Raw genomic sequence first — 15319 nt, 5'->3', positions numbered from 1 at the left:
TTATTTGCAAATTAAATCGCTATCAAATTTCCACATCTGATTCATCTTGCCAAAGAAATGGTTCGGATGATTTTTGGCTGTGCGGTCTGCAAGCAATCTGCTGCATGAAAAAGTGTCTGACCTGTTGTATAGACATCGTCAATAATCAATATTTTTTTATGTTGTATCTTAGAAATAGGTACAGCAAGCTCAAAAGGCTGAGGCATCTCCAATCTTTCCTTTCGCGTGTTTTTTGCTTGAGCAAGCAGATGTTGCTCTCTTTTGAGCAGCATCTGAAAAGGAATTTTTGCTGCTTTCAACATCTCGCTTACTTGATTGAATCCTCTTTCTAGCCACCTTTTTTCAGATAAAGGTATTGGACAATAAATATATGCCGGGTAATCTTTTTTTATCTGAGTCCATTTATATGCAAAAGTCCCTGCTAATCGGATGTCTCCCATAAACTTGTACCGATTGATCCAAGTCTGCATCTTTTCATCGTACGTAAAAAAGGCGCGGTGTTGAAAATCATATGCAGGATATTTCTTCTTCCATTCTTGACAGTCGTTGCAGAAAACGAAACTAGTCTTTGCTTTCTTTTTCGTCTCCTCGTATGTCAAATGGTTTGGTTTTTGACAACCTGCACAACCTTTTGCTTCCAATAAATGGAATTGTGCGCGGCAAACTGAACAGGTCTGAGGAAGTCTATATTTCGACACACCGATGATCTCGCTGAATGTTAAATTTTGGATGATGTCTTTACTGCAGCAACTACATCTCACAGCATCTTCTTCCCTTCTTCGTTCATTTCTTTGATTTCCTGACAGGCTTTTCGAATAGCTGAAGTTTTTTCTTCATAGAAAAAATAGACCCGACTGTTCGTATAAGGACCTTTACGATCAGCTCTTCCTGCGATTTGCACCAAAGAGGATTTAGTAAAAACTGGATGATCTGCTCCTAAAACGATGACAGAGATTCTTTCAAATGTGACTCCTCGTTCTAGGATCATCGTGGTTAACAGTATCTCGTATGTTGCTTCTCGCATTTTCTGAACTTTCTTTGCCCGTTGATCGTCTTGTGAAGAAACATCTGTTATCTCATATTCTGGAAAAGCTTCTTGCAGTGTGACTTTTAAACGATGCATCATCGTAATACTTGGACAAAATAAAAGGATATGGTTTTCTTTGATTAGTTGCTGAATGATCCGCACCAAAGAGTTGATTTTCTTTTTGTTCCCACATTTTTGTCGCCAATTATTCATGAAAACAAGTACGGGTTCAGGAAGCAAGCGCCGATGAAAGCGCAAGGCAAGTTTGTGGATCTCAAATGTCTGCTTGATTTCCTTTAGTAACTTTTCATCAGGCGTGGCGCTTAAGTAGATGAATCGACCGTCTGATTTGATTGCTGTTTGCACAGCGTGAGCTAGCCCAGCATCCCCGCTATAAGGAAAAGCATCAATCTCATCAATTACTAATAAGTCAAAGGATCGATAAAAACGATATAGTTGATGAATCGTACAGATAACAAAAGAACTAAAGGTATAAGCTGTTGATGTATTCCCATGGAGCAACATGATTGTTTCTTCTGGAAAAACAGGACGATAACGTAAAAACAATTCATTACAAACGTCGATTCGCGGTGTACAAATGGCTACTCTTCCTCCAGCTTTTAACGTTTTCACTAAAATCGGATAAAGCATTTCTGTTTTTCCTGCACCTGTTACTGCCCAAATAAGATGGTGTCTTTTTTCTGAATGATAAAGTATCCTATCTGCGATTTCCGTTTGTTTTTCAGTAAGCTGTCCTGTCCAAGAAAAGACGACTTCTCGAGATTCTGCTTTTGGCTGATCAAATAAATATAACTCTTGTTGACTGTCGCATCGCCCTAAAGACAGGCAATGTATGCAAAAATAGCCATAGTCTGCAAGCTGTCCCTCAAAGAAAGGCGTTTTCACTCCACAACGATGACAAAGAATCCTGTTACCTAAACGTTCTACAGCTGCGATCTTCTTATAATTTGGTAAGTTTCCCTCCTCACAATCCATTGCTTCAATCTCTCTCGTAAGAAGCCTTCTGCCCCAAAAATGATTCATATCATTCGCCCTAAAAAAATATACGAAAAAACAAGCAATCTTTTTTTGATTGCTTGTTTGATAGTTCTATATAATCTATTTATTCACCAATCAATGTAATTGCTTGGTCTAATACTTTTTCGCCATTCATCATTCCATAATCAGCCATATTGATGACGTCTAAAGGAATGCCTTTTGGTTCCAGACGTTTTTCAAAATCAGCTTTCATAAAGCGAACTTGAGGTCCTAATAACAGTACATCTACATCTTTATTTGCAAGATTATTATCTGCATCAGAAGCTGACACAGCGAAAATATCAGAATCGATTCCTTTTGCTTCCGCAGCTTTTTGCATTTTTGTTACTAGCAAACTTGTGCTCATACCAGCCGAACATACAAGCATGATTGTTTTTTTAGCCATACTTTTCTCTCCTTTTTAAAACAGACTACGCAAACGTTTTCTTAGCGTTTGTTACTCTATTATATAAAAAGAAAGAAATTTGTCAACGTTTTCTAAACACGGTTTATTTAATCAAATAGCCAGCTAGATTTCACTAATTTATTGAATACGACATATTCTTTATCCAAATTGATGACCACTACTTCATAGCCTGCATTTAACCAGCCGTAGGCACCCTTTTCTGGATGTCTATAGTCATTTGCCCACCAATCTGTACTTTCCCTGGCTGTTTTGGGAAGTCCGTTACTGGGAAACAACAGTTCATCAAATTGGGTAAAGGTTAATGTTACTTGGGAGCCGCCGTTGTTCTTCAAATAATGCGTAATTGCATCATACTTTTTCATTCGTTCCTTCATCCCCGGATCCACCTGCCTTTGTCTTTATTATCGCATACTACAGTAATTGCGCAACCGTTATAGTGTTGAAACAACCTAGAACTTTCTTTATACTGAATAAAGCAACCGAAAAAAAGAGGTGACAAGATGATCGAACGTTATCGTACAATCAAAGAAAATGGACAAAGTGAGATTGAAATCAAGAAATCACGCTTTATCTGTTCTCTTAAACGAATAGAATCAGAAGAAGAAGCGAAAAACTTCATCCAAGAAATCAAAAAAGAACATTGGAAAGCAAACCATAACTGCAGCGCCTTCGTCATTGGCGAAAAAAATGAGATCCAACGTAGTAGCGATGATGGCGAACCAAGTGGAACGGCGGGCGTACCGATGTTGGAAGTCCTCAAAAAAAATCAACTGATCAATGTAGCTGCAGTAGTCACTCGATATTTTGGAGGAACGAAACTCGGCACGGGCGGATTGATACGTGCATATACTCATGCGGTCTCTCAAGCATTGTCCGACATTGGAATCGTAGAAGGTACCTTGCAACAGGAGATCTCCGTAGTGATCACGTATCCGCAACTAGGAAAATTACAAAATTATCTTGAACTACAGCATTTTTTCATAAAAGAAATCCAATACACTGATCAAGTCATCGTCATCTGTGCAGTGGATGAAAAAAATGCTGACAGCTTTAAAGAATCCATCATTGAGCTGCTGAACGGACAAGTCCAATTTGAAGAAGGTCCTGTTTCTTATCACGAGCAACTGATAACTGATCATAGATAAAAACAGGTGATTCTGATTCTCTTTTTTTCGAATAAGGAATCAGGGATCACCTGTTTTTTATTTTTCCAAATAAAACTCAAAACGATTTCCTACATATTGCGTACGCACATACTCAAATGGCGTACCATCTTCAAAATAGGAAATCTGACGCAAACGAAGAACTGCATCTCCTCGTTTCACCTCTAAATAGTCTGCGATTTTCTCAGAAGCCAATACAGCAGTAATCGTTTGATTCGCTGGACCGATTTTTTTCCCGCCTTTTTCTTCTAATGTGCGATACAGCGATTCAGTAATCTCTGCTTTGCTGTAGCCATCGATCAGCTTTTGCGGAACACTGGCTACTTCAAAACAAATAGGGACATCGTCTGCAAAACGAATACGCTCCATTCGCAAGATCGTGTCATCTTTACTCAAGTTTAGTTTTTCCATTTCACTTGAGCTTGGCGAAGTCAAAAAGTAAGAGATTGTTCGACTAGAAGGTACTCTATTTTGCGATTCCATGATTTCTGTAAAACTTGTCGCGCCAGACATCTTTTCTTGTACTTTTTCTCGCGCAACATATGTACCCGAACCGATCTTTCTTTCTAAGATTCCTTCATCTGCCAAGTTTTGAATTGCTTGTCTCAACGTCATACGGCTGACATTGAATTTCACTGCTAATTCTCTTTCTGAAGGAAGACGGTCTCCGACTTTCCATATACCTTGTTCGATTTCATTTTTTAATTGGTCATGAATCTGTATATATACAGGTAATTGATTCGACATAACGTACACCCGTCCTTTCGTTTCTTCTATTATAACTGGTATATACCTGATTCACAACTGAAAAAGATAAAGGATTCTATCCATAAACAGATGATGTAGGTACAAATCCTTCTTCCCATTCCTATTAATAGAATTCATTTTCTAGATATGTCCTATTGAGAAAATAACAAAAGACCCTATAATCGCTGAAAATGCCGATTTATGGATCTTTTGTTATTATTAGCGGTTTTTAGCCATCCATTTTTTGGTATGATTCGTTGGGCGTTTTGATTTTACATGGACTGCTTTTTCACCTTTTTTAGGAATGTTCACTTCGATATCGTATTTTTCTGATTTGACCAAGTCATATAACTTTTCAGCTGCTTCGTCTACTTTTTCTTTCCACTTCATTTTGATCCCTCCAATTTTTTTTGTTAACTTAACTCTATCTTAATTTGACAGAATCTTCAAGGAACAAGGTAGCAAAGCAAAAAAAGAGCTCTCGAACTTACGAGAGCCTACGGTTGTGCTATACTGGGGTAGCTGGATTCGAACCAACGCATGAGGGAGTCAAAGTCCCTTGCCTTACCGCTTGGCTATACCCCAATGAAATGGAGGAGAGTGGATTCGAACCACTGAACCCTAAGGAACGGATTTACAGTCCGTCGCGTTTAGCCACTTCGCTACTCCTCCGAAAGGTTTGTATCAACCTGACTTAGTTATAATACCTAATTTTCCAGATTTTTGCAACCCTTTATTGAAAGTTTTTTTGATATTTTTTTATTCGTGCAGATTCCAGTGACGAATCACTGTTTCTATCGCGTTTTCAAGACTTTTTTCTTTTCCAAAATCTTCTTCACCAAAGAAAATTTCATATTCTTTTGGTCCATAGGCTAAAATTTCACCAATCATTTTTTTTCCTATAAATAACTGAGTGACTTCATAATTCTTACCTTTGATATCTTTTTTTACTTCTTCGATACGTACTTCAATATCTTTATTTTTTTTTGACATCATTTTCACCTCTCAGACATTTTATCATATTGCAGCCAATAAAACATTCCTTAGGCAAAAATCTCTTGTCCATTTCATCTTCTTTTATGCAAGAAGTGACTTCTCTAAAGCTTTTAATTCTCCCCTTGACCTATAGCGATATAGTTGGCCGCTGCGCCTACAAGGTTAGCATCGTTTCTGTATTCACACAATAGGATCTGTGGCTCGAAATCATGCAGGTCGAATTGATCTGTCAACTTCTTCATTCTACTTTGGATCTCATCGATGAGCCCATCCTTTGCAGAAACGCCACCGCCTAATACGATAACTTCCGGATCGAATGAAAATTGGATACTGAATAAACCTTTTGCAAGGTACGTATAAAAACTCTCAACTTCTTCTTTTGCTATTTCATCCCCAGTTTCTGCTAATTCAAAGACGTCTTTTCCGGTATAAGTATTCTTATCGACTCCTTTGCGTTCACAATACCGCCAAGCCATCTGTACGGCTGTACCAAGTTTACTAAATGTCTGATCGCCCTCTAAGAACATCAAACCGAACTCTCCACCATAAAGATGTGCACCTTTATTGATTTGGCCTTTCGTGAACATCGCCCCACCAATCCCAGTTCCTACCACGACAAAAGCAACATCTTGATAATCACGAGCAGCTCCTTCATAAAACTCAGCCATTCCGGCACAGTTGGCGTCATTTTCAATCGTTACCGGAAGTTGAAACAAAGTTTCCAAATCTCTAAAAATATTAAAGCCATGAATATAAGGGATCGCACTGATTCCCTCAATTACCTGTTTCTCATTATTCACTACTCCAGGTGAGCTGATCCCAATTCCTTCAATCTCAAAAGAAAGACACATGTCTTTATAGACTTTTAATAATTGCGCTTTCATTTCTTCCCAAGATTCGGGCGTTGCAAATTGGCCCTTGCCTTTGACATCTTTACTATCCCAACATCCATATTTGACAGCCGACCCGCCAAAATCAAAAACTAATATCCCCATAAACATATTCTCCTTTTTGCTTGCTAAAGCTATTGTAATGTATATGTTTAGTATTTGAAAGCATTTTCTCGGATCACAAGTCTATTCGTTAAAGCTGGTTTTGTGTAAGTGAATTGCTAAAATCACTTGATCTCGCAATTGTTCTCCGTTCTCAAAAATCGGTTTAGAATAATGATGGATAAAATAGTCTTTGACTCGACCAATCTCCACATAGCCCATTTTTTGATAGAGATGTAACGCAGCACTGCTAGTACTGCCGGTTCGTATGATGATCTGAGTTTGACTGGAAGCGAGCTGTGAAAGCTCCTGAAAAGCTGTCTCAAGGAGTTTCCCACCAATCCCTTTTCCTTGATGCGAAGGTTCTACAGCTACGTTAACGATTTCGAATTCTTTTTCCCTTACTATATAGATCAGTATACCTATTGTTTTTTCTTTTTCTTTCCATATCCAGCCGTTCCCCTTTGAAACATATACCTGAACTTTTTCTTTATCAGGATCTGCATCTAATAACAAGGACCATGGTAAATCTATCTTATTGAGTTCTTCGATCATTTTTGACCTCCATATATGTAGTCATGAAGTCGTTGCTTTGATAGTCACTCGCTCTTTTCTTTATTGCCCAGTACTACCCGTATTTTTCACAACCTTTTTTGACGGTGTTCAAAATCCAGCACTTCGGCAATAACTCACAATTTTGCAAAATATGGGAAGCTATTTTCCAAATTATTTCTTTATTGCTCAGTGCTACCCGTATTTTTCACAACCTTTTTTGACGGTGTTCCAAATCCAGCACTTCGGCAATAACTCACAATTTTGCAAAATATGGGAAGCTATTTTCCAAATTATTTCTTTATTGCTCAGTGCTACCCGTATTTTTCACAACCTTTTCATAATCTGGTTCTTTTTTATCTTTCTTATTTCTCGTTAATTGAAAGGTCAAAGGTACATAATCAATACCGCCTTTGACAAAGGGATGACAGCGTAAGATCCGAGCCGTTCCCATTACCGTCCCTTTTAGCGCACCATGAGTTTGAATTGCTTTTATCATATAATTAGAACAGGTTGGATAATAGCAGCAACTAGGAGGAAATGCAGGCGAAATAAAGCGCTGATATCCTCTAACTAAATAAATCAATATCTTCTTCATCAACTAGATTCCTTCTTTTCTTTTACTAAAAAAAGGGATCGCGACTAAAGTCAACGTTCCCTTCTGTTTTCTTTTATCCTATGCTGCTTCATGGCTCATTTCCTATCGACTAGAACCACCGTAATTAATTATCAATGAAAAAAGTCTCGAATATGAATCCACAAGCTTGGTTGAAATACTTTAAATGGATTGCCACCACCGATGACACCATATCCAATCATCGTTCCGGCTACAAAAAGAAGGATAAGTAATAAGATCACCACTAAAATCTTTATCAGAGTTAATAAGATATATCGTTGGTTACTCATTCAGCCACTTCCTTATGCAATCGTTTGTGCTGTTTTTTCAGCAGGAGTTTGATCCATGTCTACACGTTCAACATCTGCACCTAATTTTTGTAGTTTGATATGGAAGTTATAATAGCCACGATCTAGATAATTCAAGTTACGGACACGTGTGATTCCATTTGCTTTCAAGCCAGCTAAAACTAATGCTGCTGCTGCACGCAAGTCTGTTGCATACACTTCCGCACCTTGCAATTCATGGTTTCCATCCATGATTGCTACATTTCCATCGATTTTGACGTGGGCGTTCATACGGCGCATTTCTTCTAAATGTTGGAACCGATTTTCAAAAACTGTTTCAGTTACTACGCTTGTACCTTCTGCCACTAATTGGATGGCTGTCATTTGAGCTTGCATATCTGTAGGGAAACCAGGATGAGGCATCGTTTTTACATCTGTAGGTAAGATATGTTTTGGTCCGATGACACGGATTCCGCCTTCTTCTTCAATGATTTCTGCACCCATTTCGATCAATTTAGAAATCAATGGGCGGTTATGTTCAGAGATAGCATCAGCAATCAGTACATTGCCTTCTGTCATTGCAGCAGCGACCATAAAGGTACCAGCTTCGATACGATCTTGTACGATTGAATGGTTGACTGCATGTAAATGATCAACGCCTTCGATACGCATTGTTTCAGTACCCGCTCCATAGACATGAGCACCCATTTTATTTAAAATATTTGCTAAATCAACGATTTCTGGTTCGCGAGCTACGTTTTCAATGATGGTTGTTCCTTTTGCTTTTACGGCAGCCATCATGATATTTTGAGTAGCACCTACACTAGGAAAATCTAAATAAATCGTGTTACCGATCAATTCATCTGCAATTGCTTCAATATAGCCGTTTTTTTGAATAATTTTTGCTCCTAAAGCTTGAAATCCTTTTAAATGTAAATCGATTGGGCGTTTACCAATCGCACATCCACCAGGCATAGCCACTTTTGCATGTCCATTTCTAGCAAGTAGCGGTCCCATCACAACGATTGAAGCACGCATTTGACTAACATATTCATAAGGCGCTTCGATCTCTAATTGTCTTGAAGCGTCGATTGTTACTTGATTCTTTTGTTCATCAAAATCTACATCTACATTTAAGTGACGAATCACTTGATTCATAGTGAAGACATCAGAAAGAATCGGAACGTTGTCTAATGTCGTAATACCTTCTTCTGCTAACAAACTGGCAGCTAAAATAGGCAATACAGCATTTTTAGCTCCTTCAATTCTTACTGTTCCATTTAATTGATTGCCACCTCTTACGATGATCTCTTCCATGTTGTTGTTCCCTCCAAAAAATTCCAATGAGCATACACTTACTCAAAATCTTTTCTATTATAACACCCTTGCTTTTAAAATAGTACCTTTTTTTAAAATTTACAGGCTAACGAAAAGATTTCGGCATAAAGCGATAACTTCTAAGAAAAAATTACTTGCAGTGTACCCTAAAAAGATTGAAAAAAGTACGATTGCCATTCTAATTTGCGTATTATGCATTGGTCTAAAAAAAGTCTCAATGCGTAACGAACGTAAAGACCAGAAGGCTAAGTAGATAAACGCCAAATGACTCACGATTCGAAGTATCGCATCAATTCCGTATACTTGCATAATGACGTCCTTTCTAACAGTTGTTTTTATAATAACTAATAAAATGATAATACCATAAAATGTATAAAAGGAAAAACAAGTATACTTAAAAATAGAGGAATACCCTTACATTTTTAGGAAATAAGGGAAAAAATATGCAAAAAAAGAGACTGAGACAAAAGTCTTGTCTCAGTCCTTTATTCTAAATAAACGGTGTTCTCCTGCCAACTCCTCGGTCACAAGCCACAATATTCATCAAACATGAGAACCTGTTTTTTTTAATTTGTTCCTTGTGACTCGGAGCTGAATGGCAGGCTCACGACCTCTGAAACACGGATAAACATCCGCTTCTCATTTTATGAGTGCTTAGATACTTTAATACGATTGATTGCTCGATGCAACGCAACAGTTGCCCGCTTCAATTCGTTCGTATCTTGTTTTGCTTTTGCTTCTTCGATCTGGCGTTCTGCACGTTGTTTTGCACGTTCCGCACGAGATACATCGATATCCCGTTCACGTTCCGCACTATCAGCAACGATTGAAACAACATTATCACGCACTTCCATGATTCCGCCATTCACAGCAATCCAATCGACATGGGTATCTGAATCTGTCCGTTTTACACGAACTTCATCAATCGTCAAAGGAACGATGATCGGTGCATGTTTAGGCAAAATCCCAAGCTCACCAGCTGTCGTACGTGCGACGACGATAGCTGCATGGTGATCATAGACCAAACCGGCAGGAGTTACCACATTTACTGTTAAATATTGATCCATGGGGCACCCCTTTCTAGTAGCCTAGTGTTTTCGCTTTTTCTACGACGTCTTCGATTCGGCCAACACTTCGGAAAGCTTCTTCAGGAAGATCATCGTATTTGCCTTCCAAGATTTCGCGGAATCCTTTCACTGTTTCTTCTACAGGAACATAAGAACCTGGAAGACCAGTAAATTGTTCAGCCACGTTAAAGTTTTGTGACAAGAAGAATTGGACTCTGCGGGCACGAGAAACTAACACTTTTTCCTGATCGGATAATTCATCCATACCTAAGATAGCAATAATATCTTGTAATTCACGATATCGTTGCAATACGTGTTGGACTTCTGTTGCTACTTTATAGTGTTCTTCTCCCACGATTTCAGGTGCTAAAGCACTTGAAGAAGAAGCCAATGGATCTACCGCTGGATAAATCCCTTGTTCTGTTAATTTACGTTCCAAGTTGGTTGTCGCATCCAAATGGGCGAATGCTGTTGCCGGCGCCGGGTCAGTGTAGTCATCGGCTGGCACATAGATGGCTTGGATCGATGTAATCGAACCTTTTTTCGTAGATGTGATACGTTCTTGCAATTGACCCATTTCTGTTGCCAATGTTGGTTGATAACCAACCGCAGAAGGCATCCGTCCTAACAAGGCTGATACTTCAGATCCAGCTTGAGTGAAACGGAAAATATTGTCGATAAACAACAGTACATCTTGGCCTTCTACATCACGGAAATATTCCGCAATCGTCAAACCAGTTAACGCAACACGCATACGTGCACCTGGTGGTTCGTTCATTTGACCGAACACCATGGCTGTCTTTTCGATAACTCCTGAATCTTTCATTTCATAATACAAGTCATTACCTTCACGAGTACGTTCACCAACACCGGTAAATACAGAAATACCACCGTGTTCTTGGGCGATATTATGGATTAGTTCCTGGATCAGTACGGTTTTACCAACACCGGCACCACCAAATAGTCCAACTTTCCCACCTTTTAAATATGGGGCAAGCAAGTCGATAACTTTGATCCCTGTTTCCAAAATTTCTGTACTTGTACTTAATTCGTCAAAGGCTGGTGCTTTTTTATGAATTTCGCTTCTTTCCGCATCTTCTGGGAAAGGTGTTTCTAAATCGATCGTATCTCCTAGTACGTTGAATACGCGACCTAATGTTTCTTTACCTACAGGAACAGAGATTGCTTTGCCTGTATCAATGACTTCCATTCCTCTTTGTAAACCATCTGTTGATTCCATTGCAATGGTTCGGATCACTCCGTCCCCTAATTCTAATGCTGCTTCAAGAACAACTTTTGATTTATTTTCGTCATTTTTATAAACAACTAATGCGTTGTTGATATCTGGTAAGGATTGGTCTAAAGAAAATTCCACGTCGACAACGGGACCGATTACTTGAACAATCTTGCCTGAACTCATCTTTTTTCCTCCAATCTCAATACTATTCTAGTGCCGAAGCTCCGGCAACAATTTCGGTAATTTCTTGGGTAATAGCCCCTTGTCTTGCACGGTTGTAAGAAACCGTCAGCTCATCAATGATATTAGCAGCATTATCAGTTGCTGTTTTCATTGCTGTCATACCAGCAGCATGTTCTGCTGTTTTGGCGTCAACGATCGCACCGTAGATCAAACTTTCAGCATACTGAGGCAATAACTGAGACAAGATTTCTTCTTTTGAAGGTTCAAAAATATATTCTTGTTCGAAAGTCGTTGCTTCTTCTGGATCTAAGTCTGAGATTGGCAGCATTTTTTCTACACGAAACTGACTAGTTAGCGAATTGATATGATGGTTATAACATACGTATAATTCATCGAATACTTCGTTTTGGTACATAGTTGTTGCCATATTTACGATTTTGCGGACTTCATCAAAGCTTGGCTGATCAGATAAATTGCGCAGCTCATATGCTAGGTTGATACCGCGTGCTTTAAAGAAGTCTGCACCAGTTCCGCCAATTGCGATCATCACGTAATCATCGGGTGATTGGTGGTCTTCTTCTAAAATAGACATCGTTTGTTTCAATATCGAACTGTTATATCCACCGACCAGACCGCCATCTGCAGTGATGACGATATAACCGGTTTTCTTCACAGGACGGCTGAGCAGCATGCTGTTGTAATTGATATCCCCTCTAGGATTTTCTGAGGCAATATCATTTAACTGAGTAGCAGTCAAATGCGTAACGATTTCCCTTACTTTTGTTGCATAAACCTGAAACTTCTGTGAAGAAGCTTCAGATTTTGTCAACTTAGAAGCAGACACCATCTGCATTGCCCGCGTGATTTGGCTCGTTTTTTTCGTTGAAGCGATACGTGTCTTGATTTCATTTAATGAAGCACCCATTCATCTCACCTCACTATGCATTTTGAATGGATTTCAATTTATCTTCTGTAGAGGAATTATTTCCTTTTGTAGCTAAGAACATGTCTTTATATTCCTGAATCGCACTGTTCAACGTTTCTTCTTCTGGAAGATCTTTTGTTGTACGGATTGTTTCAAAAATATCTGAATGATTGGTATCCAGATATTCGAATAATTCATGTTCGAAGTCTAAAATACTGTCTACAGGGATACTGTCCAAGAATCCATGCGTCAAGGCATACAAAATCACTACTTGTTTTTCAACAGCTAGCGGTGCATGCAGTTTTTGTTTCAAGATTTCTACTGTACGGCGTCCACGATTTAGTTTTGCTTGTGTTGCCGCATCCAAATCAGAACCGAATTGTGTAAATGCTTCTAATTCACGATAACTTGCTAAATCTAGACGTAAAGTCCCAGCAACTTTTTTCATTGCTTTGATTTGCGCAGAACCCCCTACACGAGAGACAGATAGTCCGGCATCAACCGCTGGACGAGTACCTGCGTAGAACAAGTCGCTTTCTAAGAAGATTTGTCCGTCAGTGATTGAAATAACGTTTGTTGGGATATAAGCAGAGATATCTCCAGCTTGCGTTTCAACAAATGGCAAAGCAGTCATTGAACCGCCGCCTAAATCATCACTTAATTTTGCTGCACGTTCTAATAAACGTGAGTGCAAGTAGAAAACATCCCCAGGATAAGCTTCACGACCTGGTGGACGGCGAAGTAGCAAGGAAAGTTCACGATAAGCAACAGCTTGTTTTGAAAGATCATCAAAAATGATCAATACATGTTTACCATTGTACATGAATTCTTCACCCATTGCAGTACCAGCATATGGTGCGATATAAAGCAATGGTGCTGGTTGAGACGCACCGGCATTCACAACGATTGTGTAATCCATTGCGCCATATTTTTTCAATGTTTCAACTTGTGTACGAACTGTAGAATCTTTTTGTCCGATTGCTACATAGATACAGATCATATCTTGGCCTTTTTGGTTGATGATCGTATCGATCGCAATAGAAGTTTTCCCTGTTTTACGGTCACCGATGACTAATTCACGTTGTCCGCGTCCGATTGGCACAAGGGCGTCGATCGCTTTTAGCCCTGTTTGCATTGGTTCGTTAACAGATTTACGTTGCATAACGCCTGGTGCCATCGCTTCTACTGGACGAGCTTTGTCAGTAACGATTTCACCTAGTCCGTCGATTGGTTGACCTAGCGGATTGACTACCCGACCAATCAAGGCCTCTCCAACTGGAACTTCCATGATCTTACCTGTTCGTTTTACTTTATCTCCTTCACGAATGGACTCGAAATCGCCAAGGATAATGATACCTACATCATTTGACTCTAAGTTTTGCGCCATTCCGTATGAGCCGTTTGAAAATTCAAGCAACTCACCACTCATCGCGTTTTCTAAACCATGTGCACGAGCGATCCCGTCACCTACATAAGTTACGGTACCGATTTCTTCGACTGAAAGCACGTTTTGATAATTTTCAATTTGTTCTTTAATCAAGGCACTAATTTCTTCTGCTTTGATGGCCATTCGATTCACCTACCTCTTTGTACTATCTATTTAATTGATTACGCATTTTTTCTAATTGCGTGCGAATGCTTCCGTCGATTACTCGATGGTTGGCTTCAACAATCGCGCCACCAATAATAGAAGAATCAACGATTTGTTTTAATTCAACTGATTGATAGTCCATTGTTTTTGCAACATTCTTTTCTAATTGTATTCGTTGTTCGTCTGAAAGTGGGACTGCTGTTGTGACACTTCCCAATAGTAACCCTTGATGTTCATCATATCGACGTTCATATTCTTCGATCATGAACAAAAGGTCATCCATTCGGTTATACTCATAAACAACTTCTAAAAAGTTTTTAACGATCCCATCATAACCGCTGACAAGCTTGTCCATGATTTCTCGTTTTTCATGAGGTTCTAGACGAACATCACTTAACATATTCCCTAATCCAGGTACTTGTTCATAGATTTGACGTAAACTTACGAGATCTTGATAGATTTCTTCTGCTTGATTTGAATCGATCGCCAGTTCAAATAAAGCTTTCCCGTAACGTCTTCCTACTGTATATTTATCTAGTTTCATTTGAAGAACCTAGACCTTCAATGTATTGATTGATTAATGATTCATGCATTTCTGGAGATAATTCTTTGTTCAAGATTTTTTCCGCGATTTGAAGAGAGAGTTCTGCAACGTCGTCTTTTACAGAGTTCAGCGCTGAATCACGTTCTACAGTGATATCAGCTTGGGCTTTGCTTTTTAGACGAGCTGCTTCTTCTTGAGCATCCTTCAAAATATTTTGGCGGCTTAATTCTCCACTTTCTTTCGCATTTTTGATGATATCAGCTGCATCAGAACGAGAGGCTAACAATTGTTGTTCGCGTTCTTGTTCCATTTTCGCTGAGTTGATGCGAGATTGTTCTGCAGAATCTAAATCATTGGCGATCTTGTCTTCACGTTTTTTCAAAATATCGCTGATTGGTCCCCAAGCAAAGTGCTTCAAGAGAGCCAGTAGTATCAAAAATGAGCCGCTGACAACGATGATGTTACCTAACATCGCATTGCCAACTTCTGCAATTGCCAATTGATTCAGCATAGGCGAGCCTTCCTTTCTTTGGAGTATTTCTAGTTTCCATGTAAAAAAGCAGTAACAAACGATGTTGTTTCTGCCTTA

20 protein-coding genes and 2 tRNA genes are annotated in these 15319 nt (G+C 39.1%); 1 reads left to right on the top strand and 21 read right to left on the bottom strand.

Annotated elements, in window-relative coordinates; all coding sequences use genetic code 11:
• Nucleotides 1–41: 41 nt before the first annotated feature.
• The 4 genes from OZZ83_RS11135 to OZZ83_RS11120 all read right to left on the bottom strand — a co-directional run bounded on the left by OZZ83_RS11135 (nucleotide 42) and on the right by OZZ83_RS11120 (nucleotide 2866).
• Nucleotides 42–761, bottom strand: a complete 720-nt coding sequence (locus OZZ83_RS11135) for a ComF family protein (RefSeq protein ID WP_002308588.1) — start codon at nucleotides 759–761, stop codon at nucleotides 42–44.
• Complete coding sequence (locus OZZ83_RS11130) at nucleotides 758–2071, bottom strand: DEAD/DEAH box helicase family protein (protein WP_002308586.1); 1314 nt, start codon at nucleotides 2069–2071, stop codon at nucleotides 758–760. The genes OZZ83_RS11135 and OZZ83_RS11130 overlap by 4 nt, the downstream gene beginning before the upstream one ends.
• A 79-nt stretch (nucleotides 2072–2150) precedes the next feature.
• Nucleotides 2151–2471, bottom strand: a complete 321-nt coding sequence (locus tag OZZ83_RS11125) for a PTS sugar transporter subunit IIB (RefSeq protein WP_002292778.1) — start codon at nucleotides 2469–2471, stop codon at nucleotides 2151–2153.
• 107 nt (nucleotides 2472–2578) lie between these two features.
• Nucleotides 2579–2866, bottom strand: a complete 288-nt coding sequence (locus OZZ83_RS11120; protein WP_002292779.1) for a DUF7662 domain-containing protein — start codon at nucleotides 2864–2866, stop codon at nucleotides 2579–2581.
• Between the two features lie 126 nt (nucleotides 2867–2992).
• On the opposite strand from OZZ83_RS11120, the gene OZZ83_RS11115 reads away from it, so the two are divergent.
• Nucleotides 2993–3637 (top strand): YigZ family protein, encoded by a 645-nt coding sequence (locus OZZ83_RS11115; RefSeq protein WP_002308585.1) that lies wholly within the window; start codon nucleotides 2993–2995, stop codon nucleotides 3635–3637.
• A 57-nt stretch (nucleotides 3638–3694) separates the two neighbouring features.
• On the opposite strand, the gene OZZ83_RS11110 is transcribed toward OZZ83_RS11115, so the two are convergent.
• From OZZ83_RS11110 to atpF, 17 genes are all read right to left on the bottom strand, one after another.
• The gene (locus tag OZZ83_RS11110) at nucleotides 3695–4402 is read right to left on the bottom strand and encodes a GntR family transcriptional regulator (RefSeq protein WP_002292782.1); all 708 of its coding nucleotides are present in this window, start codon (nucleotides 4400–4402) and stop codon (nucleotides 3695–3697) included.
• Nucleotides 4403–4621: 219 nt separating this feature from the next.
• On the bottom strand, nucleotides 4622–4792 hold the full coding sequence (locus tag OZZ83_RS11105) for a hypothetical protein (RefSeq protein WP_002292784.1): 171 nt from the start codon (nucleotides 4790–4792) through the stop codon (nucleotides 4622–4624).
• Between the two features lie 123 nt (nucleotides 4793–4915).
• Nucleotides 4916–4987: transfer RNA gene (locus OZZ83_RS11100), tRNA-Gln, on the bottom strand.
• A gap of 6 nt (nucleotides 4988–4993) precedes the next feature.
• Nucleotides 4994–5074: transfer RNA gene (locus OZZ83_RS11095), tRNA-Tyr, on the bottom strand.
• Nucleotides 5075–5161: 87 nt separating this feature from the next.
• Complete coding sequence (locus OZZ83_RS11090; protein ID WP_002316425.1) at nucleotides 5162–5398, bottom strand: DUF2969 domain-containing protein; 237 nt, start codon at nucleotides 5396–5398, stop codon at nucleotides 5162–5164.
• 110 nt (nucleotides 5399–5508) lie between these two features.
• Entirely contained in the window at nucleotides 5509–6393 is an 885-nt protein-coding gene (locus OZZ83_RS11085; RefSeq protein WP_278023359.1) for an ROK family protein, read from the bottom strand.
• 81 nt (nucleotides 6394–6474) lie between these two features.
• Nucleotides 6475–6945: a GNAT family N-acetyltransferase gene (locus tag OZZ83_RS11080; protein WP_002308582.1), complete on the bottom strand. Its 471-nt coding sequence runs from the start codon at nucleotides 6943–6945 to the stop codon at nucleotides 6475–6477.
• Between the two features lie 298 nt (nucleotides 6946–7243).
• Nucleotides 7244–7540 (bottom strand): membrane protein insertion efficiency factor YidD, encoded by a 297-nt coding sequence (yidD, locus tag OZZ83_RS11075; RefSeq protein WP_278023360.1) that lies wholly within the window; start codon nucleotides 7538–7540, stop codon nucleotides 7244–7246.
• A gap of 131 nt (nucleotides 7541–7671) precedes the next feature.
• The gene (locus tag OZZ83_RS11070; protein ID WP_002292789.1) at nucleotides 7672–7848 is read right to left on the bottom strand and encodes a DNA-directed RNA polymerase subunit beta; all 177 of its coding nucleotides are present in this window, start codon (nucleotides 7846–7848) and stop codon (nucleotides 7672–7674) included.
• A 12-nt stretch (nucleotides 7849–7860) separates the two neighbouring features.
• Nucleotides 7861–9162 carry a UDP-N-acetylglucosamine 1-carboxyvinyltransferase gene (gene murA, locus OZZ83_RS11065; RefSeq protein ID WP_002308580.1) on the bottom strand — a complete coding sequence of 434 codons (1302 nt, stop codon included), beginning with the start codon at nucleotides 9160–9162 and terminating at the stop codon, nucleotides 7861–7863.
• A 99-nt stretch (nucleotides 9163–9261) separates the two neighbouring features.
• Nucleotides 9262–9492 (bottom strand): DUF1146 family protein, encoded by a 231-nt coding sequence (locus tag OZZ83_RS11060; protein ID WP_002300479.1) that lies wholly within the window; start codon nucleotides 9490–9492, stop codon nucleotides 9262–9264.
• 335 nt (nucleotides 9493–9827) lie between these two features.
• Complete coding sequence (locus OZZ83_RS11055) at nucleotides 9828–10250, bottom strand: F0F1 ATP synthase subunit epsilon (protein WP_002289005.1); 423 nt, start codon at nucleotides 10248–10250, stop codon at nucleotides 9828–9830.
• Between the two features lie 13 nt (nucleotides 10251–10263).
• A complete protein-coding gene (atpD, locus tag OZZ83_RS11050) occupies nucleotides 10264–11670 on the bottom strand; it encodes a F0F1 ATP synthase subunit beta (protein WP_002289006.1) in 1407 nt (468 codons plus the stop codon).
• A gap of 22 nt (nucleotides 11671–11692) precedes the next feature.
• Nucleotides 11693–12595: a F0F1 ATP synthase subunit gamma gene (locus OZZ83_RS11045; RefSeq protein WP_002292792.1), complete on the bottom strand. Its 903-nt coding sequence runs from the start codon at nucleotides 12593–12595 to the stop codon at nucleotides 11693–11695.
• Between the two features lie 13 nt (nucleotides 12596–12608).
• Nucleotides 12609–14165 carry a F0F1 ATP synthase subunit alpha gene (atpA, locus tag OZZ83_RS11040; protein WP_002292793.1) on the bottom strand — a complete coding sequence of 519 codons (1557 nt, stop codon included), beginning with the start codon at nucleotides 14163–14165 and terminating at the stop codon, nucleotides 12609–12611.
• A gap of 22 nt (nucleotides 14166–14187) precedes the next feature.
• Nucleotides 14188–14730, bottom strand: a complete 543-nt coding sequence (locus tag OZZ83_RS11035) for a F0F1 ATP synthase subunit delta (RefSeq protein ID WP_002292794.1) — start codon at nucleotides 14728–14730, stop codon at nucleotides 14188–14190.
• Nucleotides 14717–15241: a F0F1 ATP synthase subunit B gene (gene atpF, locus OZZ83_RS11030; protein ID WP_002292796.1), complete on the bottom strand. Its 525-nt coding sequence runs from the start codon at nucleotides 15239–15241 to the stop codon at nucleotides 14717–14719. The genes OZZ83_RS11035 and atpF overlap by 14 nt, the downstream gene beginning before the upstream one ends.
• Nucleotides 15242–15319: the final 78 nt, after the last annotated feature.

Source organism: Enterococcus sp. E5-162, assembly GCF_035725965.1.
GTDB lineage: Bacteria > Bacillota > Bacilli > Lactobacillales > Enterococcaceae > Enterococcus_B > Enterococcus_B lactis.
The sequence above is the reverse complement of the archived record's forward strand: the minus strand, read 5'-3'. Positions and strand labels throughout refer to the sequence as shown.

Coding starts and splice junctions, on each gene's coding strand:
- OZZ83_RS11130 (WP_002308586.1), bottom strand. CDS start 2,071: ATGAATCATTTTTGGGGCAGAAGGCTTCTTACGAGAGAGATTGAAGCA.
- OZZ83_RS11125 (WP_002292778.1), bottom strand. CDS start 2,471: ATGGCTAAAAAAACAATCATGCTTGTATGTTCGGCTGGTATGAGCACA.
- OZZ83_RS11120 (WP_002292779.1), bottom strand. CDS start 2,866: ATGAAGGAACGAATGAAAAAGTATGATGCAATTACGCATTATTTGAAG.
- OZZ83_RS11115 (WP_002308585.1), top strand. CDS start 2,993: ATGATCGAACGTTATCGTACAATCAAAGAAAATGGACAAAGTGAGATT.
- OZZ83_RS11110 (WP_002292782.1), bottom strand. CDS start 4,402: ATGTCGAATCAATTACCTGTATATATACAGATTCATGACCAATTAAAA.
- OZZ83_RS11105 (WP_002292784.1), bottom strand. CDS start 4,792: ATGAAGTGGAAAGAAAAAGTAGACGAAGCAGCTGAAAAGTTATATGAC.
- OZZ83_RS11090 (WP_002316425.1), bottom strand. CDS start 5,398: ATGATGTCAAAAAAAAATAAAGATATTGAAGTACGTATCGAAGAAGTA.
- OZZ83_RS11085 (WP_278023359.1), bottom strand. CDS start 6,393: ATGGGGATATTAGTTTTTGATTTTGGCGGGTCGGCTGTCAAATATGGA.
- OZZ83_RS11080 (WP_002308582.1), bottom strand. CDS start 6,945: ATGATCGAAGAACTCAATAAGATAGATTTACCATGGTCCTTGTTATTA.
- yidD (WP_278023360.1), bottom strand. CDS start 7,540: ATGAAGAAGATATTGATTTATTTAGTTAGAGGATATCAGCGCTTTATT.
- OZZ83_RS11070 (WP_002292789.1), bottom strand. CDS start 7,848: ATGAGTAACCAACGATATATCTTATTAACTCTGATAAAGATTTTAGTG.
- murA (WP_002308580.1), bottom strand. CDS start 9,162: ATGGAAGAGATCATCGTAAGAGGTGGCAATCAATTAAATGGAACAGTA.
- OZZ83_RS11060 (WP_002300479.1), bottom strand. CDS start 9,492: ATGCAAGTATACGGAATTGATGCGATACTTCGAATCGTGAGTCATTTG.
- OZZ83_RS11055 (WP_002289005.1), bottom strand. CDS start 10,250: ATGGATCAATATTTAACAGTAAATGTGGTAACTCCTGCCGGTTTGGTC.
- atpD (WP_002289006.1), bottom strand. CDS start 11,670: ATGAGTTCAGGCAAGATTGTTCAAGTAATCGGTCCCGTTGTCGACGTG.
- OZZ83_RS11045 (WP_002292792.1), bottom strand. CDS start 12,595: ATGGGTGCTTCATTAAATGAAATCAAGACACGTATCGCTTCAACGAAA.
- atpA (WP_002292793.1), bottom strand. CDS start 14,165: ATGGCCATCAAAGCAGAAGAAATTAGTGCCTTGATTAAAGAACAAATT.
- OZZ83_RS11035 (WP_002292794.1), bottom strand. CDS start 14,730: ATGAAACTAGATAAATATACAGTAGGAAGACGTTACGGGAAAGCTTTA.
- atpF (WP_002292796.1), bottom strand. CDS start 15,241: ATGCTGAATCAATTGGCAATTGCAGAAGTTGGCAATGCGATGTTAGGT.